The organism is Streptomyces sp. NPDC088261 (assembly GCF_044740805.1).
Classification (GTDB): Bacteria; Actinomycetota; Actinomycetes; order Streptomycetales; family Streptomycetaceae; genus Streptomyces.
This window is the reverse complement of record NZ_JBIURL010000002.1, coordinates 392,804-416,638: the sequence shown is the minus strand read 5'-3', so window position 1 is coordinate 416,638 and position 23,835 is coordinate 392,804. Positions and strand designations below refer to the sequence as shown.

Annotated in this window: 8 protein-coding genes; 6 read left to right on the top strand and 2 right to left on the bottom strand. The window is 72.5% G+C overall.

Translation table 11 applies throughout. The features are described from left to right. Positions 1-38 precede the first annotated feature (38 nt). On the bottom strand, positions 39-251 hold the full coding sequence (locus tag ACIODU_RS05770; protein WP_161311378.1) for an MbtH family NRPS accessory protein: 213 nt from the start codon (positions 249-251) through the stop codon (positions 39-41). Positions 252-392: 141 nt separating this feature from the next. Next, positions 393-674, bottom strand: coding sequence for a hypothetical protein (locus ACIODU_RS05765; protein ID WP_327233088.1), 282 nt, complete (start codon positions 672-674; stop codon positions 393-395). Between the two features lie 365 nt (positions 675-1,039). On the opposite strand from ACIODU_RS05765, the gene ACIODU_RS05760 reads away from it, so the two are divergent. From ACIODU_RS05760 to ACIODU_RS05735, 6 genes are all read left to right on the top strand, one after another. Beyond that, complete coding sequence (locus ACIODU_RS05760; RefSeq protein ID WP_401764288.1) at positions 1,040-1,387, top strand: cobalamin B12-binding domain-containing protein; 348 nt, start codon at positions 1,040-1,042, stop codon at positions 1,385-1,387. Continuing rightward, a complete protein-coding gene (locus tag ACIODU_RS05755) occupies positions 1,384-2,865 on the top strand; it encodes a methylaspartate mutase (protein ID WP_401764285.1) in 1,482 nt (493 codons plus the stop codon). Before ACIODU_RS05760 ends, ACIODU_RS05755 begins: the two co-directional genes overlap by 4 nt. Next, entirely contained in the window at positions 2,862-3,878 is a 1,017-nt protein-coding gene (locus ACIODU_RS05750) for an asparagine synthetase A (RefSeq protein ID WP_401764283.1), read from the top strand. The genes ACIODU_RS05755 and ACIODU_RS05750 overlap by 4 nt, the downstream gene beginning before the upstream one ends. Further along, positions 3,875-5,143 (top strand): glutamate synthase-related protein, encoded by a 1,269-nt coding sequence (locus tag ACIODU_RS05745; protein ID WP_401764280.1) that lies wholly within the window; start codon positions 3,875-3,877, stop codon positions 5,141-5,143. Before ACIODU_RS05750 ends, ACIODU_RS05745 begins: the two co-directional genes overlap by 4 nt. Positions 5,144-5,269: 126 nt before the next feature. Further along, positions 5,270-16,624, top strand: a complete 11,355-nt coding sequence (locus ACIODU_RS05740; protein ID WP_401764278.1) for an amino acid adenylation domain-containing protein — start codon at positions 5,270-5,272, stop codon at positions 16,622-16,624. Beyond that, positions 16,621-23,709, top strand: a complete 7,089-nt coding sequence (locus ACIODU_RS05735) for an amino acid adenylation domain-containing protein (RefSeq protein ID WP_401764275.1) — start codon at positions 16,621-16,623, stop codon at positions 23,707-23,709. Before ACIODU_RS05740 ends, ACIODU_RS05735 begins: the two co-directional genes overlap by 4 nt. Positions 23,710-23,835: the final 126 nt, after the last annotated feature.

Below are 23,835 nucleotides of genomic sequence, written 5' to 3'. Positions count from 1 at the left end.
CGTACCCGCCCCTTCGGAAACGGGAGGAACCGGTGGGATCAGCCACCCATCGCCGCGACCACCGAACGCGGCCGCATATCGGTCCAGTTCGCCTCGATGAATTCGCCGCACTCCTCCTTGCTGCCCTCGTCCCTCATCAGCTCCCAGCCGGCGGGCTGCTGGATCCGGGCCGGCCACAGCGAGTACTGGCCTTCTTCGTTGGCCAGCACCACATAGCGGCCGTTGGAGTCCTCGAACGGATTGGTTGCCATGTTCTCCACCTCGGTTGGACGAAGGTAAGCGTTCGGTCGTGGGGTGCGCCTGAGTTGTTCGGCTCAGTCAAAGACTAGGAGCGGCGCGCCGCTCCACCGGGCAGAAGCCCAGGCAGATCGGCGGCACCACGGCCCGCCCCGTCAGGCGAGCATCCGGGCCCGCTGGTGCGCGTACGTGAACGCGACCCCGGTGGCCACGGTCGCCGCGCGCACCGCCCCGAGCGCCTCGCGCACCAGCTCGGAGCGCTCCAGCGGCAGGCCCTCGAACCCGGCCTGACCGGCACGGACGATGTTCAGCGCGGCTTCGAGCACGGCGATCTGGGCCTCTCCCAGCGCCTCCCGGCGGTCGACCCGCTCCCGCACCTCCTCCAGGACGTCCGCGAGTACGTCCGCCACCAGGACACTGTGGCCGGTCTCTGCCATGTCATCACTCCTCGGTCGTTCGCCGGCGGTCGGTACGGAGCCGGAGGCTGAATTCTGCGAGCGCAGTGCGATCAGTCTCGCGCCCCCGGGGCCGTCCGGCACGGTCCTGTCGCGCAACTGCTCCTTTCCTGCCGGGCGGTTGCCGCACGGGGCGCCGGAAACCGGTCCCCGCCGAATCTACGGTGGTCTCCGAAAGGAAGTTCCGGCACGCCAGGGCCTCCTTTTCCCCTTGTCATCCAATGATGTGGACGAAGCGAACAATGAAGCCTGCGGAATGGGCGGCTCGTCATCGATCCGGGCCGCTGGATGTTGTTGTCACCGGACTCCCCTCCGATGCGCACACCTGGAATCTCATTTACATCCAATTGCTGCTCGAAGACCTCGGGCACACGGTGGTCAATCTCGGTTCCTGTGTGCCCGAGGACGAGATCGTCGAGTCCTGCTGCAAGTTCCAGCCCGACCTGCTGGTGGTCAGCAGCGTCAACGGGCACGGCTTCAACGACGCCAGGCCGCTGATCGGCGCGATCCGGTCCCGCTGGGAACTGGCCGGGCTGCCCGCCGTCATCGGCGGGAAGCTCGGGGTCTCCGGCGGTCGGCAGGACCAGACCGACGCGCTGATGAGCGCCGGTTTCGACGCGGTCTTCCAGGACGGCGTGAACATCGCCGCCTTCGAGTCGTACGTCGGCTCCCTGTCCCGAGAGGTGGAACGATGACCGCACCGGTCCGTACGGACGTCCCGCCCCCCGCCGCCCCGGCCGGCCGGATCGCCGCCCACCGGCGCCCGCGCTCCTTCGGCCGCTTCGTCGCCGAGTCGCAGGCCCGGGGCACCCTCGTGGTCCAGCCCCGCATGGGGTTCTCCGACCCCGCGCTGATGCGGGCGGGCCTGCTGGCCACCAAGGCCGCGGCGGACGGGGTCGTCGGCACGATGACCATCGACAGCTACACGCGGGTCAATGACGAACCGTCGGCGGTACGGGCCCTGAACAGCGGAGTCCCCCTCAACGGCTTTCCCCTCACCTCGTACAGTCCGCACACCTCGCACTGGGTCCTGGACGGGGTCCGCGACGCGGGCTTCCCCGTACAGATCCGGCACGGCTCCGCCCGCCCCCAGCGCATCGTCGCCGCCCTGGCGCGGCTCGGCCTGGACGCGACGGAGGGCGGGCCCGTCTCGTACTGCCTGCCGTACGGGCGCACCCCGCTCCTGGACTCCGTACGGAACTGGCAGGAGACCTGCGACTTCCTGGCCGGTCTGCGCGGCACCGGGGCGGAACCGCACCTGGAGACCTTCGGCGGCTGCATGCTCGGGCAGCTGTGCCCGCCCGGGCTGCTCGTGGCGATCAGCGCCCTGGAGGCGCTGTTCTTCCACCGGGCGGGGCTGCGCAGCATCTCGCTCAGCTACGCCCAGCAGACCAGCCAGGAGCAGGACCGGGACGCGGTGCACGCGCTGCGGCGGCTGGCCGCCGAACTGCTGCCGGACACCGACTGGCACGTCGTCCTCTACACGTACATGGGGCTGTACCCGCAGACCCGGAGCGGTTCCCTGGACCTCCTGGAGCGGTCGGCCGAGCTGGCCGTGGAGACGGGGGCGGCCCGGCTGATCGTGAAGACGACCGCCGAGGCGCACCGCATCCCGAAGGTCACGGAGAACGTGGAGGCCCTGCGGGTCGCCTCGCGGGCCGCGGCCCGGCACCGGACCCGGCCCGGCGCCCGTGACGGGTCCGCGCCGGTCCCGCCCGCCGGGGCGGCGGACAACGCGGTGTACGCGGAGGCCCGCGCCCTGGTGGACGCGGTGCTCGACCTCGACGGCGACCTGGGCCAGGCCCTGTTGAAGGCCTTCGCCCGCGGTTACCTGGACGTGCCGTTCTGCCTGCACCCGGACAACGCGGGCCGCAGCCGCAGTCACATCGACGCGTCGGGGCGGCTGACCTGGTCCGAGATCGGGGCGATGCCCATCGGGCACGTCACCGACCGGGGCCGGCGGCTGACGGCCGCCGGGCTGTTCGAGGCGCTGTCGTTCGTCCAGCGCCGGCACGACCGGGTCGTCCGCACGGCCGCTTCCGCTCCGTCCGCGCCGGCGCCGTCGTACGCGTCGTCCCGGCCCCCGCTTCCGTCCTCTTCCCGGCCCCCGCTTCCCGCGGCGGCCCGTCGCCCGGCAGCCCACCGTCAGCACACCCAGGAGGTAGCACCATGACCAGCACGATCGCTGAGCGCAACGGCCGCACCACGCCCTCGTTCCCGACCTCGCCCGACCAGCACCTGATGGCCGAGCCGACCCGGGCCACGCTGCGGGTGCAGAGCCACATGCTCGCGGCGACCCGGGCCTTCCTCACCGGGCAGGGCTTCCAGGAGCTGCTGCCGCCGGTGATCGGGCCGGTCACCGACCCGGGCATCCGGGGCTCCAAACAGGTGGACATCGATTTCTACGGTCACAAGTACAAGCTGATGACCAGCGCGATCCTCTACAAGCAGGCGTCGCTGATGGCCTTCGACAAGATCTTCTACATCGCGCCCAACGTGCGTCTGGAGCCGCTGGAGACGGCGGTCACGCACCGCCATCTCGCGGAGTTCCACCAGATCGACGTGGAGATCAGGGACGCCCGCCGCGAGGACGCGATGGAGCTGGCGGAGCGCCTGGTGGCGTACGTGGTCGGCGAGGTCGTCCGGGAGATGCCGGGCGAGCTGGAACTCCTCGGCCGGGACAAGGACGCGTTCCGGGAGGTCGTCCAGGGGGCGTTCGCCAGGACCACCCACGCGGCGGCGACCGCCGACCTGGTCGCGCTGGGCCACCCGCAGGACCCGGGCGCCGAGATCGACTGGGAGGGCGAGGAGATCCTCTCCGCCAAGTCCAGCCGGCCGTTCTTCGTCGTCGACTACCCCAAGGGGTCGCGGGGCTTCTACGACCAGGAGGACGCCGAACGCCCGGGCGTGCTGCGGAACTTCGACCTGATCGCCCCCGAGGGGTACGGCGAGCTGGCCAGCGGCAGCGAGCGCGAGCACGTCTACGCGGCGCTGGTCACGCGGATGCGGGAGACCGGGGAGAACCCGGCGAAGTACGGCTGGTACCTGGACCTGGCCCGCCGCGGCATCCCCGCCAGCTCCGGGTTCGGCATCGGCCTGGAGCGGTTCACCCGGTACGTCACCGGCCGCACGGCCGCCTGGGAGGCCAGCGCCTACCCGAAGCTCCCCGGAGTGGTGTCGGCATGAGCACCGTACTGAGCGCCGCCGGTTTCCCCGAGGAACAGGTGCGGCACCGGGCCAGGACCGGGGCGGCCGCCGTGTTCCCCGCGCTGGAGTCGTACGGCTCCGGCCTGCTGGGCGCGGCTCCGGCCGGCCACGATCCGTACGACCTGCTGGAGCGGGCCAGGATCGTGCCCCCGGTGTTCATGCCGGAGCGGCTGAAGAAGCTCATCGACCTGGCCAGGGAGCCGCTGTACACGGATGTCGAACTCGCCACGGTGATCGGCGGGTTCACCTCCCGGCTGCCGCTGTACGTGTCGGCGTTCGGCTCGACGCGGGTCGCCAGCCACGACCTGGGCGAGGCGGCGGGACGGCAGGCGGGGCGGCTCGGCATCCCGATGGTCATCGGCGAGAACGTGGTGCCGGTCAACGGCTACCGCGCGTCGTCCGACGCCGACGCCTCCCCGCTGCTCGGCCGGATCGCCGCCTACACGGCCGCCGCCGACGACGAGTACGGCGGGGTGGTGGTGCAGCAGTCCACCGAGGACGCGGACGCCGAGGTGTGGAACCTGGTCTACAGCGACCCGGTCACGGAGCCGCTGCTCGCCACCGGACGGCTGGCCTTCGAGCTGAAGGTCGGCCAGGGCGCCAAGCCGGGTCTCGGCGGTCTCACGGTCCTCGGCCGCGAGGCGGCGGGCCGGGTGGCCGGACAGTACGCCACGGACGCGGTGTTCGGCGCGGACACCGACGCGGTCCTGCGGATCAGCAGCCCCGGCACCTTCACCGAGGAGATCCTGCGCCAGCAGATCCGGCTGATGCGCAACAACTTCCCCCGCGTGAAGGTGTGGGTGAAGCTGCACCCCGGCCGGGACGTGGCGCTCGCGGCGGCCACCGCCTGGGCGGCCGGCGCGGACTCCGTCACGGTGGACGGCGCGGAGGGCGGCACCGCCTGGGCGCCGAACGCCTTCCTCGGTCAGGTGGGACTGCCGCTCGGCGAGTGCCTGGCCCGTATCGGACCGACCGGCCACTGCCTGCTCGCCAGCGGGCGGATCTGGGAGGGCGGCCGGGCCACCAAGGCGCTGGCGCTCGGCGCGCGCGCCGTCGGACTCGGCCGGGCCGCGCTGCTCGCGGTGGACGAGGACGGCGAGGCCGGTCTCGTACGGCTGGCCGAGAGCATCGCCCTCGAACTCCGCCTGCTGATCAGCTCCTTGGGCAAGTACCGCGTGAACGCCCTGGAGGCGGACGACGTACTGCTGCCTCCCGGGGGCGTGTTGACGGCCCGTACCGGCTGACTCCCCGCACACCTCTTTGACTTCGCACGCGACTTCGCACCATCCGCACGTCATCCACCGTGGCTCCGTCGGTCTCCCGGCACGCCGCGAGACCACGTCGATCCGAGCTACCGAGAAGGTGTCGAGATGTCCCGACCGCACGAAGATCCCGCTCTCTCCCCCGGCGCCGGCGTGCCCGCGCGCGTCGCCGCGTACAACACCACGGCGCTGGCACTCCCCGAGGGCTCGCTGCACGATCTATTCGCCGCGCAGGCCGCCCGCACCCCGGATGCCGTCGCCCTCGTCCACGAGGACCACCGGCTCACCTACCGGGAGCTGGACCACGCGGCCAACGCGCTCGCGCACCGGCTCATCGGTGCCGGCGTGCGGCCGGGCGACGCGGTCGGCCTCCTCTTCAACCGCTCCTTCGCCTACGTGATCACCGTTCTCGCCGTGATGAAGAGCGGCGGTGTGTACGTCCCGCTGGACCCCCGCCAGCCCGCGGAACGGCTCTCCTGGATCCTCGGCGACACCGGGGCCGTATTGCTGGTGACGGACCGCCCCGAGGAGGAGACGGGCTTCGCGGACGACCTGACCGCCCTGCGGCTCACCGACGCCGACGCCACGGCCGGCCTCTCGCCCACCGCGCCCGCCGTCACGGTCCACCCCGACCAGCCGCTGTACGTGATGTTCACCTCCGGTTCCAGCGGCACCCCCAAGGGAGTCGTCAACACCCACCGCAACGTCGTGGAGCTGGCCCTCGACCCGGGCTTCGGGGCCACGGCGCACGAGCGGGTCCTCGCCTACTCGCCGCTGCCCTTCGACTCCTCGACGTACGAACTGTGGGTCCCGCTGCTGCGCGGCGGGCTGGCCGTCGTGCTGTCGGCGCCGAAGATCGACATCGGTGAGCTGGGCGAGGCCGTCGCCCGCCACGGGGTGACCGCCGCGTACTTCACGACCGCGCTGTTCGACGCGATGGCGGGCGAGGCGATCGACGGCCTGGCGCTGCTGCGGGAGATCTGGACCGGCGGCGACGTCCTGTCCGCCACTGCCCTCCAGCGGGTCCTGGACCACTGCCCGGACACCACGGTCGTGCATGTGTACGGACCCACCGAAGCCACGGTCTTTTGCAGTTACCAGTCCTTCACGCCCGAGGTCCGCACCCTCGACCGCCTGCACCTGGGCATCCCGATGGCGAACACCTCGATGTACGTGCTGGACGCGGAACTGCGCCACACCGCCCCGGGCGAGACCGGTGAACTCTACGTCGCCGGGCCGCACTTGGCGCAGGGGTACGGCCGGCTGGCGGCCCTGACCGCCGAGCGGTTCACCGCCGACCCGTACGGCCCCGCGGGCACCCGGATGTACCGCACCGGCGACCTGGCCGCCTGGAACGAGCACGGCGAGATCGTCTTCCTGGGCCGCGCCGACCAGCAGGTCAAACTGCGCGGCAACCGTATCGAACTGGGCGAGATCGAGACGGTGTTGACCCGCCACCCGTCCGTCGCGCAGGCGGCGGTCATCGTCCGCGAGGACCGCCCGGGCGACAAGCGCCTGGTGGCGTACGCCGTGCCCGCGGTGGAGGGCGTCCTGGACGCCGCCGAGCTGCTGCGGCACGCGGGCACGGAACTGGTCGAGTACATGGTGCCCTCGGCGGTCGTGCCCCTGGGGGCGCTGCCGCTGACGCCCAACGGCAAGCTGGACCGGCGCGCGCTGCCCGCCCCCCGGGTCGGCGCGGCGCCCAACGGCCGGGCGCCGCGCAACCCCGTCGAGGAGGTGCTGTGCGGCCTGTTCGCGCACACCCTCGGGCTGCCGTCGATCGGCGTCGACGACGACTTCTTCGGGGTCGGCGGCCACTCGCTGCTCGCGACCCGGCTGGTGAGCCGGGTGCGCGCGGCCCTCGGCGTACAGCTGACCCTGCGGGAGTTCTTCCTCTACCCGACCGTGGCGCTGCTCGCCGAGTACGCCGCCACGAACGGGGGCGAGCCGGCCCGCCCCGCCCTGACGGCCCAGGAGCGCCCCGAGCCCCTCCCGCTCTCGGCGGCGCAGCAGCGGTTGTGGTTCCTGGACCAGTTGGAGGGCCCGTCGGCGACGTACAACATCCCGCTCGCGGTGCGCGTACGGGGTGAACTGGACCTGGCCGCGCTGGAGTCGGCGTTCACCGACGTGGTGGGCCGGCACGAGAGCCTGCGTACCGTGTTCGGGCAGACCGGGGAGCGGGACGGGGGTCAGGCGTACCAGCGGGTGCTGCCGGCCGACGGGGTCCGCGTCGGGCTGCCGGTCACCCCGGCGACCGGGGAGACGGTGGGCGCGCTGCTCACCGCCGAGTCCGAGCGGGTCTTCGACCTGACGTCCGATCTGCCGTTCCGCGCCCGGCTGTTCGCGCTCGGCGAGCGGGAGCACGTGCTGCTGGTGGTGATGCACCACATCGTCTCCGACGGCTGGTCGTACCAGCCGCTCATGCGGGACCTGAGCACCGCCTACACGACCCGCTCGCGCGGGGAGCGGCCGAGTTGGGAGCCGCTGACCGCGCAGTACGCGGACTACGCGCTGTGGCACCGGGGCCTGCTCGGCGACCCGGCGGACGACGGGAGCGTCGGCGCCCGCCAACTGGGCTTCTGGAAGCGGACGCTGGCGGACCTCCCGGAGGAGGTCACCCTGCCCGCCGTACGGCAGCGGCCGACCGCCGCCTCGTACCGGGGCGCCACCCACACCGTGCACTGCCCCGCGGACGTCCACGCCGCGCTGGCGGACCTGGCGCGCGAGTCGGGTGCCTCGGTGTTCATGGTGGCGCAGGCGGCGGTGTCGACGCTGCTGTCCCGGTCCGGCGCCGGGCACGACATCCCGCTCGGCTCCCCGATCGCCGGCCGCACCGACCAGGCGCTCGACGACCTCGTCGGCTTCTTCGTCAACACACTGGTGTTGCGTACGGATGTGTCGGGCGACCCGAGCTTCCGCGAGCTGCTCACGCGGGTGAGGGAGACCGACCTCGCGGCCTGGGCGCACCAGGACCTTCCCTTCGACCGGCTGGTCGAGGCCCTGAACCCGGACCGGTCGGCGGCCAGGCACCCGCTGTTCCAGGTGATGCTGACGCTGACGGACGCGGCGACGCCGACGCTGGTCGCGGACGGCCTGGACACGGAGTCGGAGTTCACCTGGCTGCGGTTCGCCAAGTTCGACCTGACGTTCTCGTTCGCCGAGCACCGGTCGGAGGACGGCCGGCCCGGCGGTCTCGACATCACCATCGAGTACGCCACCGACCTCTACGACGCGCCCGCCATCGAGGCCACCGGGGACCGGCTGGTCCGGCTGCTGGCCGGAGCGGTGGCCGCACCCGATCTGCCGGTCGGGGAGGTGGAGTTGCTGTCCGCGAGCGAGCGCGGGCTCCTCCTGGAGGGGTGGAGCGGCGCGGCGACCGGCGTCCCGGACCAGGGCCTCGCGGAACTCTTCGCCGCGCAGGCCGCCCGCACCCCGGACGCGATCGCCGTCGTCGCCGACGACCGCGAGCTCACGTACCGCGAACTCGACGCTCTCGCCAACCGGACCGCCCACCACCTGATCGCCGAGGGGGTCCGCCCCGGCAGCCGCGTCGGTCTTCTGCAAGAGCGGTCCCTGACCGCCGTGGTCACCACGCTCGCGGTGGTCAAGGCGGGTGCCACGTACGTCCCGCTGGACACCCGCTACCCGGGCGACCGCATCCAGCTGATCACGGAGCAGTCCGCGCTCACCCACCTCCTCACGGACCACGACCCGGGGTATCTCACCCTGCCGTCCGGGGTCACCACCCTGACCACCGGAACCCACTCCGCCGACGCCACCGACCCCGCCGTGCCGGTCCACCCCGACCAGCCGGTGTACGCGATGTTCACCTCGGGCTCGACGGGCGTGCCCAAGGGAGTCGCGGTCACCCACCGCAACGTCGCGGACCTCGCCGCCCAGGGGATGTATGCCAACGGCCATCACTCGCGGGTGCTGTTCCACTCCGCGATGGCCTTCGACGCCTCCACGTACGAGATGTGGGTCCCCTGGCTCAACGGCGGCACCCTCGTCGTCGCACCCGCCGGCCACCTCGACACCGCCACGTACCAGCGTCTTCTCAGCGAGCACGCCATCACCGCCCTCTGGATGACGGCGGGCCTGTTCCGGCTCATGGCGGAGGAGGCACCCGAGGCCTTCGCCGGGGTACGGGAGGTCTGGGCCGGCGGCGACGTCGTCCCGCCGGACGCCGTACGCCGGATCCACGCGCACTGCCCCGACACCACCGTCGTCAACGGCTACGGACCCACCGAGACCACCACGTTCGCCGCCACCCACCGGATCCACCGCCCGCTCGACTACCCCGGCACACTTCCCATCGGCGAACCCCTCGACAACCACCGCCTCTACGTCCTCGACGACCACCTCCGTCTCGTCCCGCCCGGCACCCCCGGCGAGCTGTACATCGCCGGCGCCGGGCTGGCGCAGGGCTACCTCGACCGCCCGGCCCTCACCGCGGACCGCTTCGTCGCCGATCCGTACGGTCCCGCGGGCACCCGGATGTACCGAACGGGCGACCTCACCCGCTGGAACGAGGACGGGTCCCTCGAATACCTCGGCCGGGCCGACCAGCAGGTCAAGCTGCGCGGCTTCCGCATCGAACCCGGCGAGATCGAGAATCATCTGACTATGGATCAGACGGTCGCCCAGGCCACCGTCGTCGTCCGCGAGGACCGCCCCGGCGACAAACGCCTCGTGGCCTACCTCGTCCCCGCCCAGAACGCCACCATCGATCTCACCGCACTGCGCCGCGAGATCTCCGGCGCCCTGCCGGACTACATGGTCCCCTCCGCCTTCCTGGTCCTGGACGAGATCCCCCTCACCACCAACGGCAAGATCGACCGCCGCGCCCTGCCCGCCCCCCAGCAGCAGGCCGACACCGACGGGCGCGCGCCCCGCACCCCCGCCGAGGAAGTCCTCTGCGGTCACTTCGCGGCCGTCCTCGGACTGCCGTCCGTCACCATCGACGACCACTTCTTCCACCTCGGCGGGCACTCCCTCCTCGCCACCCGCCTCATCAGCCGCGTCCGGGAGACCTTCGGGGTCCAGATCACCGTCAAGGACCTCTTCCAGGGCCCGACCGTGGCCGGGCTCGCCGCGTTCGTGGCGGCGGGCGGCGACGCGGTGCGGCGGCCCGCGCTCCGGGAGTCGGTCCGGCCGCGACGGGTCCCGCTCTCCTCCGCCCAGCAACGCCTCTGGTTCCTGCACCACTTGGAGGGCCCCTCGGCGACGTACAACATCCCGCTCGCCCTGCGCCTCAAGGGCGCGCTCGACCGGGACGCGCTGCGACTCGCCCTGACGGACGTGGTGGTACGGCACGAGAGCCTGCGCACCCTGTTCGGGACGGCCGGCGACACCGCCTACCAGTGGCAGGTGCCGGCCGACGAGATCCGGGTGGAGCTGCCGGTCACCACCGTGACCGGGGACACCCTGGACGCGGCCCTCGGCGCGCAGGCCGCCAGGAGCTTCGACCTGGAGTCCGAACTGCCCTTCCGCGCCTGCCTGTTCGACCTCGGCGGTGACGACGCGGCGCTGCTGCTCGTGATGCACCACATCGCCTCGGACGGCTGGTCCACCACCCCCCTCCTGCGTGACCTGACCGCCGCCTACACGGCCCGTACCGAGGGGCAGGCGCCCGGCTGGGAGCCGCTGCCCGTGCAGTACGCCGACTACACGCTGTGGCAGCGGGAGGTGCTGGCGGCGGACGGCGAGCGCCAGGCGGAGTTCTGGCGCCACACGCTGGACGGGCTGCCGGACGAGGCCACCCTGCCGACCGACCGGCCCCGCCCGGCGGTCGCCAGCTACCGGGGCACGACCCACAGCGCGCACGTCCCGGCGGAGCCGCACCGGGCGCTGACCCTGCTGGCCAGGGAGACCGGCAGCACCCTGTTCATGGTGGCCCAGGCCGCCGTCGCCACCGCCCTGTCCCGCTCCGGGGCGGGCGAGGACATCCCCCTCGGCGCCCCGATCGCGGGCCGTTCCGAGCAGTCACTCGACGATATGGTCGGCTTCTTCGTCAACACCCTCGTGCTCCGTACGGACCTGTCGGGCGACCCGAGCTTCCGTGAGCTGCTGTCCCGCCTCCGGGACACGGACCTGGCCGCGTGGGCCCATCAGGACCTCCCCTTCGACCAGTTGGTCGAGACCCTGAACCCCGAGCGCAGCACCGCCAGGCACCCGCTCTTCCAGGTGGTCCTCACCCTCCAGGACGCGGTCACCCCGACGCTCGGACTGCCGGGTCTCACCGCCGAGTCGGGCTTCGCGCCGCTGGAGATCTCCAAGTTCGACCTGACGTTCTCCTTCCACGAGCACCGCACGGCGGACGGCCGCCCCGGCGGACTGGACATCCGGGTCGAGTACGCCACCGACCTGTACGACGCCGGAACCGTCGAGGCGGTCACCGACCGGCTGGTCCGGCTGCTCGGCGCCGCCGCCGAGAACCCGGAACTGCCCGTCGGGGAGCTGGCGTTCATGAGCCCCGACGACCGGCACCGGCTCCTGGAGGAGTGGCACGGCGCGGTCACCGGCGTCTCCGGGTCGAACCTCGCCGAGCTGTTCGCCGCACAGGCCGCCCGTACCCCCGACGCGGTCGCCCTCACCGACGGCGACCGGAATCTGACGTACGCGGAGCTGGACGCGGCCACCAACCGGCTGGCCCACCACCTCATCGGTCTCGGAGTCCGACAGGAGAGCGTCGTCGCGGTCCTGATGGAGCGCTCGGCCGACCTGCTCACCGCCCTGCTCTCCGTGGTCAAGGCCGGCGGGGTCTACGCCCCGCTCAACCACGCCGACCCCGACGGACGGCTCGGCCAGATCATCACGGAGACCAGGGCGCCGGTCCTGATCACCGACACGGCCCTGTCCGACCACCCGATCGTGCCGAAGACCACCGCTCACGTCGTCGTGCTCGACGGGACCGCCGCGTTCGACCACCTCCCGGCGACCCCGCCGGCGTACCCGGCCCATCCCGACCAGTGGGTGTACGTCATGTACACCTCGGGCTCGACCGGGGTGCCCAAGGGCGTCACGGTGACGCACCGCAACGTCTCCGACCTCGCCGCCCAGCGGGTGTTCGCCAACGAGAACCACCGGCGGGTGCTGTTCCACTCGCCCCACACCTTCGACGCGTCGACGTACGAGATGTGGGTGCCGTGGCTGAACGGCGGCACCATCGTGGTCGCACCCCCGGGCCACCTCGATCCGGCGACACTGGGCGCCCTGCTCAAGGACGCCGGTCTGACCGGACTGTGGCTGACGGTGGGCCTGTTCCGGGTCGTGGCCGACGAGGCACCCGAGGCGTTCGCGGGGCTGCGGGAGGTCTGGACCGGCGGGGAGGTCGTCCCGCCGGAGGCCGTGCGCCGGGTCATGGACCGCTGCCCGGGCACCACCGTCTTCAACGTGTACGGACCCACCGAGACCACCACCTTCGCCACCACCCACCCCGTCCGCCGCCCCCTCGATCCCGGCGCGCTCCCCATCGGCGGCCCCTTCGACAACCACCGCCTCTACGTCCTCGACCCCGGGCTGCGCCTCGTCCCGCCGGGCACCCCCGGTGAGCTGTACATCGCGGGCGCCGGCGTCGCGCGCGGCTATCTCGGCCGAGCCGCCCTGACCGCGGAACGCTTCACGGCCGACCCGTACGGTCCCGCGGGTACCCGCATGTACCGCACGGGCGACCTGGTCCGGTGGAACCGGCACGGGGAGATCGAATACCTCGGCCGCACCGACCAGCAGGTCAAACTGCGCGGCTTCCGCATCGAACTCGGCGAGATCGAGAGCGCCCTGATCAGCCACCGGACCGTGGGCCAGGCCAACGTCAGCGTCCGTGAGGACCGCCCCGGCGACAAACGACTCGTCGCCTATGTCGTCCCCGCCGAGAACGCCACCATCGACCTCACCGAGCTGCGCCGCGCGATCGCGGACGCCGTACCCGAGTACATGGTCCCGTCCGCCTTCATGGTCCTGGACCGGATCCCTCTCAACACCAACGGCAAGGTCGACCGGCGCGCCCTGCCCGCCCCCCAGATCTCCCACCTCACCCAGGGAAGAGCGCCCCGTTCTCCGCAGGAGGAGGTGCTGTGTGGCCTGTTCGCGGCCGTGCTCGGACTGCCGTCGGTCACCATCGACGACCACTTCTTCCGGAGCGGCGGACACTCCCTGCTGGGCACCCGGCTCATCAGCCGCATCCGGCAGGCGTTCGGCGTCCAGCTCGGCGTCAAGGACCTCTTCCAGCACCCCACGGTGTCCGCCCTCTCGGAGCAGGTCACGGCGGGCAACGGCGAACTGCCGCGTCCGGCGCTGACCAGCGAGGAGCGCCCGGAGCTGATCCCGCTCTCCTCCGCCCAGCAGCGCCTCTGGTTCCTGGACCAGATGGAGGGCCCCTCCCCCACCTACAACATCCCGCTCGCGCTGCGCCTCACCGGCCCGCTCGACCACGAGGCCCTGCGGCTCGCCCTCACCGACCTCACCACCCGCCACGAATCCCTCCGTACGGTCTTCCCCACTCATGAGGGCCGCACCCACCAGCACATCCTTCCGCCGGCCCCGGTCGCCCTGCCGCTGACCGCCACCACGGAGGAGGCGCTGCCCGCGCTCCTCGCCGAGCTGTCCGCCCGTACCTTCGACCTCGCCACCCAGGCCCCCGTACGCTCCCACCTCTTCGCCCTCGGCGAGCGGGAACACGTCCTGCTCGTCGTCATCCACCACATCGCGTCCGACGGCTGGTCCAACGCACCCCTCTTCCAGGACCTCGCCACGTCCTACGCGGCCCGCATCGAGGGCCTGGCACCGGAGTGGGAGCCACTGCCGGTCCAGTACGCCGACTACAGCCTCTGGCAGCAGCGGTTGCTGGAGAGCGACGAGGAGCGCCAACTCGAGCACTGGCGGCAGACGTTGGCCGACCTCCCGGAGGAGGTGACCCTTCCCACCGACCACGCCAGGCCCGCCACCGCGTCCAACCGGGGCACCACGCACACCGTGCACTGCCCCGCCGCCCTGCACGACGCGCTCATCTCCCTGGCACAGGACACGGGCAGCACCCTGTTCATGGTGGCCCAGGCCGCCGTCGCCACTCTGCTCTCCCGGTCGGGCGCCGGACACGACATCCCCCTCGGCTCCCCCGTCGCCGGCCGCACCGACCAGAAACTCGACGGCCTGATCGGGTTCTTCGTCAACACCCTCGTGCTGCGTACGGATCTGACGGGCGATCCGAGCTTCCGCGACCTGCTGTCCCACGTCCGGGAGACCGACCTCGCGGCCTGGGCGCACCAGGATCTCCCCTTCGACCGGTTGGTCGAAGCCCTCAACCCCGAGCGCACCACCGCCCGCCACCCCCTGTTCCAGGTCATGCTCACCGTCGGCGACACCACCACCGAGGCACCGGGGCTCCCCGGGCTGGACACGGCGTACGAGTACTCGGCGGTGCAGATCGCCAAGTTCGACCTGACGTTCGGCTTCGAGGAGCACCGTACGGACGACGGCCGGCCGGCCGGTCTGACCATCACCGTCGAGTACGCCACCGACCTCTACGACCCCCGTACCGTCGAAGCCACCGCGGACCGCCTGGTCCGCCTGCTCACCGGAGCCGTGGCCTCCCCCGATCTCCCCGTCGGCGAGCTGGAGTTGCTCTCGGCGGGTGAGCGCGGGCTTCTCCTGGAGGAGTGGAACGGCCTCGCCACCGGCACCCCCGGCAAGAGCCTCGCGCAGCTGTTCGCCGCGCAGACCCACCGCACCCCGGACGCGATCGCCGTCGTCGCCGACGACCGTGAACTGACCTACCGGGAACTCGACACACTGGCCAACCGGACCGCCCACCACCTCATCACGGAAGGGGTACGGCCCGGCAGCCGCGTGGCCCTCCTCCAGGAGCGCTCCCTCAGCGCCGTGGTCACCACCCTCGCCGTGGTCAAGGCGGGCGCCACCTACATTCCGCTCGACACCCGCTACCCCGCCGACCGTATCCAGCTCATCACCGAACAGTCCGCCATCACCCACCTCCTCACCGACCGCGACCCCGGCCCACTCACCCTTCCCCCGGGCGTGACGACGCTCACGACCGGGACCCACTCCGCCGACACCACCGACCCCGCCGTGCCGGTCCACCCCGACCAGCCGGTGTACGCGATGTTCACCTCGGGCTCGACGGGGGTGCCCAAGGGCGTCGCGGTGACCCACCGCAACGTCGCCGACCTCGCCGCCCAGACGATGTACGCCAACGGCCACCACCAGCGCGTCCTGTTCCACTCCGCGATGGCCTTCGACGCCTCCACCTACGAGATGTGGGTCCCCTGGCTCAACGGCGGCACCCTCGTCGTCGCACCCCCCGGCCACCTCGACACCGCCGCCTACCAGCGTCTTCTCACCGAGCACTCCGTCACCGCCCTCTGGCTCACCGCGGGCCTCTTCCGCCTCATCGCGGAAGAAGCGCCGGAAGCCTTCGCAGGGGTACGGGAGGTCTGGGCCGGCGGCGACGTCGTCCCGCCGGACGCCGTACGCCGGGTCATGGACCGCTGCCCGGGGATCACGGTCGTCAACGGCTACGGACCCACCGAGACCACCACCTTCGCCACCACCCACCGCGTCGGCCACCCCCTCGCCGCCGACTCCGGCGCCCTGCCCATCGGCGGCCCCCTCGACAACCACCGCCTCTACGTCCTCGACGACCACCTGCGCCTCGTCCCGCCGGGCGCGCCGGGCGAGCTGTACATCGCGGGAACGGGTCTCGCCCAGGGCTACCTGGACCGGCCCTCGCTCACCGCCGACCGCTTCGTCGCCGACCCGTACGGCCCCGCGGGCACCCGGATGTATCGCACCGGGGACCTCACCCGCTGGAACCACGAAGGGGCCCTCGAATACCTCGGCCGCGCCGACCAGCAGGTCAAACTCCGGGGCTTCCGCATCGAACCCGGCGAGATCGAGACCGTCCTCACCGGCCGGCCCGGGGTCGCGCAGGCCGTCGTGACCGTTCGCGAGGACCTGCCCGGCGACAAGCGCCTGGTCACCTACCTCACGGCGGAGGACGGCGCGCGGATCGACACCGAGGACGTGCGGCGGCGGATGTCCGGGCTGCTGCCCGAGTACATGATCCCGTCCGCCTTCATGGTGCTGGACGAGATCCCGCTGACCGTCAACGGCAAGGTGGACCGGCGCGCCCTGCCCGTACCGGAGATCGCCCCCACCACCGGGCGCGCCCCGCGCACGGTCAAGGAAGAAATCCTGTGCGGCCTGTTCGCCGAGATCCTCGGACTGCCGTCGGTCACCATCGACGACCACTTCTTCCACCTGGGCGGCCACTCGCTGCTCGCCACCCGCCTCGTCGGCCGGATCCGCTCCGTCATGGGCGTCGGTCTGTCCGTGGCGACGCTCTTCGAACACCCGATCGTGGCAACGCTCGTCGAGAAGCTCGACAGCGCCGAGGCCGCAAGGCCCACACTGCGGCCGATGCGCCGGATGGGAGCGACCAAGTGATTCCGTTGTCCTTCGCCCAGCAGCGGCTGTGGTTCATCGCCCAGATGGAAGGGCCTTCGACCACCTACAACATCCCCCTGACCGTGCGCCTCCACGGCGAACTCGACCACGCGGCCCTCCGGTCGGCTCTCCTGGACGTGGTCGGCAGGCACGAGAGCCTGCGGACCCTCTTCCCCGACCAGGACGGCACGCCGTACCAGCACATCCTCGCCGAGGAGGAGGTGGACCTCCCGCTGCCGGTGGTCCCCGCCGACGAGCTGAGTCTGGCGGCCGTCCTCGCCGAGGAGTCCGCGCAGGTGTTCCACCTCGCGGTGGACCTGCCGATCCGGGCGCGGCTGATCGCGCTCGGTGAGCGGGAGCACGTCCTGCTCGTCGTGATGCACCACATCGTGTCGGACGGCGGGTCGACCGGGCCGCTGCTCAGGGACCTGGCCGCCGCCTACGGCGCCCGCGCCGCCGGGGGGCGGGCGCCGGACTGGGAGCCGCTGCCGGTGCAGTACGCCGACTACACGCTGTGGCAGCAGGAGTTGCTCGGCGAGGGCGACGACCCGGCGAGCACCGGGGCGCGCCAACTCGACTTCTGGTGCGAGGCGTTGGCGGACCTGCCGGAGGAGGCCACGCTGCCGGCCGACCGGCCGCGCCCGGCCGCCGCGTCGTACGTGGGCGCCACCTGTGACGCCCACCTGTCCGCCGACCTCCACACCGGACTGACGCACCTCGCGCGGGAGTCGGGGGCCACGGTGTTCATGGCGGCCCAGGCCGCGGTCGCTACGGCCCTGTCCCGCTCGGGCGCGGGTCTCGACATCCCCGTCGGCTCCCCGGTCTCCGGCCGCATCGACGAGGCCCTGGACGATCTGGTCGGCTTCTTCGTCAACACCCTGATCCTGCGGACGGATCTGTCGGGCGACCCGAGCTTCCGTGAGCTGCTGAAGCGGGTCCGCGGGACGGACCTGGCGGCCTGGGACAACCAGGATCTCCCCTTCGACCGGCTGGTCGAGGTGCTCAACCCGGAGCGTTCCGCCTCCCGGCACCCGCTCTTCCAGGTGATGCTGACGATGGGCGAGGCCGGCTCCGACGCCGTCGGGTTCCCCGGGCTCGACGCCAGGACCGAGTACAGCGCCCTCCAGATCGCCAAGTTCGACCTGACCTTCGGCTTCGCCGAGCACCGGACGCGCGACGGCCGGCCCAACGGCCTGGACATCACCATCGAGTACGCCACCGACCTGTACGACGCCCGGACGATCGACGCGCTCATGGCGAGGCTGTGCCGGCTCCTGGAGGCGGTGCTCACCTCGCCCGACACCCCGCTGTCGGTGCTGGACCTGCTGGGCGAGCACGAGCGGCGGCTGCTCCTGGAGGAGCGGATCGGTACGGTCACCGGTACGGCGGACCTCAGCGTCGCCGAGCTGTTCGCCGAGCAGGCGGCCCGTACCCCGGACGCGATCGCGCTGGTGGACGAGGACCACGACCTGACGTACGCCGAACTCGACGCGAGCACCAATCAGTTGGCCCACCACCTCGTCAACCTGGGCGTCCGGCGGCACGACGTGGTCGCCGTCCTGATGGAACGCTCGACCGGCCTGCTCACCGCGCTGCTCGCCGTGGTGAAGGCGGGGGCCGTGTACGCCCCGCTGAACACCACCGACCCGGACAGCCGGCTGGTCCAGATCCTCGCCGACACCCGGGCCCCCGTCCTGCTGACCGACCGGGCCCTCGCCGACCACCCGGTGGTCCTGGAGACCGGCGCGCGGGTGGTCGTCCTCGACGGCACCACCGGCCTCGGCCACCTCCCGGCGACGGCTCCGGCGCACACCATCCACCCCGACCAGCCGCTGTACGCGATGTTCACCTCGGGCTCGACGGGGGTGCCCAAGGGCGTCGCGGTCACCCACCGCAACGTCGCCGACCTCGCCGCCCAGACCATGTACGCGAACGGCAACCACCGGCGGGTGCTGTTCCACTCGCCGGCCGCGTTCGACGCGTCGACCTACGAGATCTGGGTGCCGTGGCTGAACGGCGGCACCGTCGTCGTCGCGCCTCCGGGCCACCTCGATCCGCCCACGTACCGGCGGCTGCTCACCGAACACCGCGTGACCGGCGTGTGGTTGACGGCCGGCCTGTTCCGGCTGATGGCCGAGGAGGCGCCCGAGGCCTTCGCGGGGGTACGGGAGGTCTGGGCCGGCGGGGACGTCGTGCCGCCGGAAGCGGTGCGCCGGATCCACGAACACTGCCCCGACACCACCGTCGTCAACGGCTACGGGCCGACGGAGACCACCACCTTCGCCACCACCCATCGCGTCCGCAGACCCCTCGACCACACCGGGGCGATCCCGATCGGCGAACCCCTGGACAACCACCGCCTGTACGTCCTGGACCGGGCGCTCCAGCTCGTCGCGCCGGGCGCGCCGGGCGAGTTGTACGTCGCGGGCACGGGCCTCGCGCAGGGCTACCTCAACCGGCCGTCGCTGACGGCCGAGCGGTTCACCGCCGACCCGTACGGTCCCGCGGGCTCACGGATGTACCGCACGGGCGACCTCGCGCGCTGGAACCACCACGGCTCGCTGGAATACCTCGGGCGGGCCGACCAGCAGGTCAAGCTGCGCGGCTTCCGCATCGAACTGGGCGAGATCGAGAGCGCCCTGACGGCTCTTCAGGCCGTGGGCCAGGCGACCGTCAGCGTCCGCGAGGACCGCCCCGGCGACAAGCGCCTCGTCGCCTATCTCGTCGCCGCCGACGGCGCCACCATCGACACCGAGGCCGTGCACCGGGAGATCTCCGGCGCGCTCCCCGAGTACATGGTCCCGTCCGCCTTCCTGGTCCTGGACGAGATCCCCCTCACCACCAACGGCAAGATCGACCGCCGCGCCCTGCCCGCGCCCCAGCACCAGGGCGACACCGACGGCCGTACGCCCAGGACCCCCGCCGAGGAAGTCCTGTGCGGCCTGTTCGCGGCCGTCCTCGGGCTGCCGTCCGTCACCATCGACGACCACTTCTTCCGGCGCGGCGGGCACTCCCTGCTCGCCACCCGCCTCATCAGCCGCATCCGGGCGGTGTGGGACACCGGCATCACCATCCGGGAGCTGTTCCAGTACGCGACGGTCGCGCAGCTCGCCGAGCGGATCGCGGCCGAGGGCAGCGGAGAGCGGCGTCCGGCGCTGACGAGCGGGGAGCGCCCGGAGCTGATCCCGCTCTCCTCCGCCCAGCAACGGCTCTGGTTCCTGGACCAGATGGAGGGCCCGTCCGCGACGTACAACATCCCGCTGGCCCTGCGGCTCACCGGCCCGCTCGACCACGAGGCGCTGCGACTCGCCCTCACCGACCTCACCGCACGCCACGAAACACTCCGTACCGTCTTCCCCACCCACGAGGGGACCCCGCACCAGCACATCCTGCCCCCGGCCGCCGCCGCCCTCCCGGTGGTCCCGGCCACCGAGGAGTCGCTGCCCGCGCTGCTGGCCGCCGAGGCCGTCCGTACCTTCGACCTCGCCGCCGAACTGCCGTACCGGGCCTCGCTGTTGCGGCTGGGAGCCGAGGAGCACGTCCTGTCGCTGGTGGTCCACCACATCGCCTCGGACGGCTGGTCCAACGGACCCCTCTTCCAGGACCTCGCCACGTCCTACGCGGCCCGCGCCGAAGGCCGGGCACCGGAGTGGGAGCCTCTTCCCGTCCAGTACGCCGACTACACCCTCTGGCAGCAGCGGCTCCTGGAGAACGACGAGGAGCGCCAACTCGACCACTGGCGCGAGACGTTGGCCGACCTCCCCGAGGAGGCCACCCTTCCCACCGACCACGCCCGCCCCGCGACCCCGTCCAACCAGGGCCGTACGCACGTCGTCCACTGCCCGGCCGCGCTGCACTCCGGCCTGATGTCGCTGGCCCAGGACACCAGCAGCACGCTGTTCATGGTGGCCCAGGCCGCCGTCGCCACCCTGCTCTCCCGCTCCGGCGCCGGACACGACATCCCCCTCGGCTCCCCCGTCGCCGGCCGCACCGACCAGAAGCTCGACGGCCTGATCGGGTTCTTCGTCAACACCCTGGTCCTGCGCACGGATGTGACCGGCAACCCCACCTTCCGTGACCTGCTGTCCCGCGTCCGGGACACCGACCTCGCCGCCTGGGCGCACCAGGATCTCCCCTTCGACCGCCTCGTCGAAGCCCTCAACCCCGAGCGCACCACCGCCCGCCACCCCCTGTTCCAGGTCATGCTCACCGTCGGCGACACGAGCAACGAGGCCCCCCGACTGGCGGGCCTGGAGAGCGAGTTCGCGTTCCCGCCGGTGTCCGTGGCGAAGTTCGACCTCACGTTCGCCTTCGCCGAGCGGCGCACGGCGGACGGCGCCCCGGACGGCCTGGACATCCTGATCGAGTACGCCACCGACCTCTACGACCCCCGTACGGTCGAGGCCACCGCGGACCGCCTGGTCCGGCTGCTCACCGGAGCCGTCGCCACCCCCGATCTCCCCGTCGGGGAACTGGAGTTGCTGTCCGGGGAGGAGCGGGCGCGGGTCCTGGAGTGGAGCGGACCGCCGTCCCCGGCCCCCGGTCTGGGCCTCGACGGGCTCTTCGCGGGCCAGGTCGCCCGTACCCCGCACGCGGTGGCGCTGGTCCACGAGGAACAGCGGGTGACCTACCAGGAGTTGGACACCTGGTCCAACCGCCTGGCCCGGCACCTGACCGCGCGCGGTGTCACCCCGGGCAGCATCGTCGCCATCCACCTGGAGCGCTCGCCGCAGCTGATCGCGTCACTGCTCGCGGCGCTCAAGGCCGGGGCCGGGTACACCCTGCTGGACCCGCAGTTCCCCGCCGACCGGCTGACCACGGTGCTGGGTCAGACCGGTCCGGCCGCCCTGGTCACCCAGAGCCACCTGGTGGCCCTGCCGACCCCGGCCACCCTGGTGGACCTGACCGTCGACACCCCGGCGATCAGCGCGCTGCCCGGGACGCCGGTGGAGACCGGCGGGCACCCGGAGTCCGTCGCCTGCGTGATGTTCACCTCCGGCTCGACCGGTGTCCCCAAGGGCGTCGCCGCCTCGCACCGGGCGCTGGCCGCCACCTTCATCGGCCCCGACTACCTGAACTTCGGCCCCGAGCAGACGTACCTGCAAAGCTCCCCCGTCTCCTGGGACGCCTTCGCCCTGGAGGTCTTCGGGCCGCTGCTCCACGGCGGGGTCTGTGTCCTCCAGCCCGGCCAGCACACCGACCCGCACCAGATCGCGGAGCTGGTGGAACGCCACCGGATCACCACGCTCCAGATGTCGGCGAGCCTGTTCAACCACATGCTCGACGAGCACCCGGCGGTGTTCTCCCGGCTCCGGGAGGCGATGACCGCCGGGGAGACCGCCTCGCCGGCCCACACCGCCAAGGCCCTGGCCGACCACCCCCACCTGCACCTGGTCAACGGCTACGGCCCCGCCGAGAGCATGGGCTTCACCACCGCCCACCTCATCGGCGGACCCGCCGCCGCCATCCCGATCGGCCGCCCGGTCGCGGGCAAGCACGCCTACGTCCTGGACGAGAACCTGCGGCTGCTGCCGCCGGGGGTGCCCGGGGAGCTGTACGTCGCCGGGCACGGCCTCGCCCACGGCTACATCGGGCAGCCGTGGCTGAGCGCGCAGCGGTTCGTCGCCGACCCGCACGGCGCGCCGGGCGCGCGGATGTACCGGACCGGCGACCTGGCCCGCTGGAGCCAGGACGGGGCGCTGGAGTATTTCGGCCGGGCGGACCAGCAGATCAAGCTGCGGGGGTTCCGCATCGAGCCGGGTGAGATCGAGTCGGCGCTGCTGCGGCACGCCTCGGTCGCCCAGGCTGCGGTGCTGATCCGCGAGGACCGGCCGGGCGACAAGCGCCTGGTGGCGTACGTGGTGGCCGCCGACGGCGCCGTACTCGACCTGCCCGGGCTGCGCCGGCACGCGGTGGCGGCGCTGCCCGAGTACATGGTGCCGGCCGCGATCGTGCCGCTGGACGCGCTGCCGCTGACGGTGAACGGCAAGCTGGACCGGCGTGCGCTGCCCGCGCCGCCCATGGCCGACACCGCCGGGGGCCGGGCGCCGCGCACCCCGGCCGAGGAGGTGCTGTGCGGGCTGTTCGCGGCCACCCTGGGGGTGCCGTCGGTCACCATCGACGACCACTTCTTCCAGCTGGGCGGCCACTCGCTGCTCGCGACCCGGCTGATCGGCCGGATCCGGGCGATCTGGGACACCCCGGTCACCATCAGGGACCTGTTCCAGTACCCGACCCCGGTGCTGCTCGCCGAGCACATCGGCACGAACGCGGCCGGGAACCCGCTGGAGACGGTGCTGCCGATCCGGGCCGCGTCGGGGAAGGGCTCCGAGGCCCCGCTGTTCTGCGTCCACCCGATCTCCGGGATGAGCTGGTCGTACGCCGGACTCCTCCGGCACCTCGGTGACGGGCGGCCGCTGATCGGCCTCCAGGCCCGGGAGCTGACGGATCCGTCGGCCCGGCCGGCCGGGGTCGAGGAGATGGCGGACGGGTACGTGGCCGAGATCCGCGCGGTCCAGCCGCACGGCCCGTACCACCTGCTCGGCTGGTCGTTCGGCGGCCTGGTCGCCCACGCGGTCGCGGCCCGGCTGGAGGAACTGGGCGAGGAGGTGGCCCTGCTCGCGCTGCTGGACTCGTACCCGCTGCCGGACGGCTTCGTGCCGCCCGCCATCACCGGGCGGGAGGTGCTGACCGCGCTGCTCGGCGGGCGCGGCGCCGGACTGGACGTGCGCTGCGCCGGCACCGTACCGGACGCGGCCGAGCTGGCGACCGTGCTGCGCGCCGAGGACCCGATCCTGGGGGCGCTGGAGCCGGCCCAGGCCGCCGCGGTGGTCGAGGCGACCGCCGGGAACCTGGAGATGCGCTACCGGTACGTCCCCCGGCGGCGGTTCGGCGGCGACATGGTGTTCTTCAACGCCGCCCGTACCCCGGCCGCGGCGAGCGGCGCCGTGTCCTGGGCGCCCCATGTCCTGGGCCGCGTCGAGGAGTACGACGTCGACTGCGCGCACTGGGACATGACCGGGGCGGAACCGCTGCGCGAGATAGGAAAGGTGCTGGCCGAGGAGTTGCGGGGGGCGCGTCACTGACCTCCCGCCCACCAGGTGCCCGGGACCGCCGTCGTCGGCGGTCCCGGGCACCTTCGCGTGCGCCCGCGCGCCCGGTGCGTCCAATTGCCCTCCGCCTGCCGCTCCTTGTGCCGGGCGGCGGGTTCC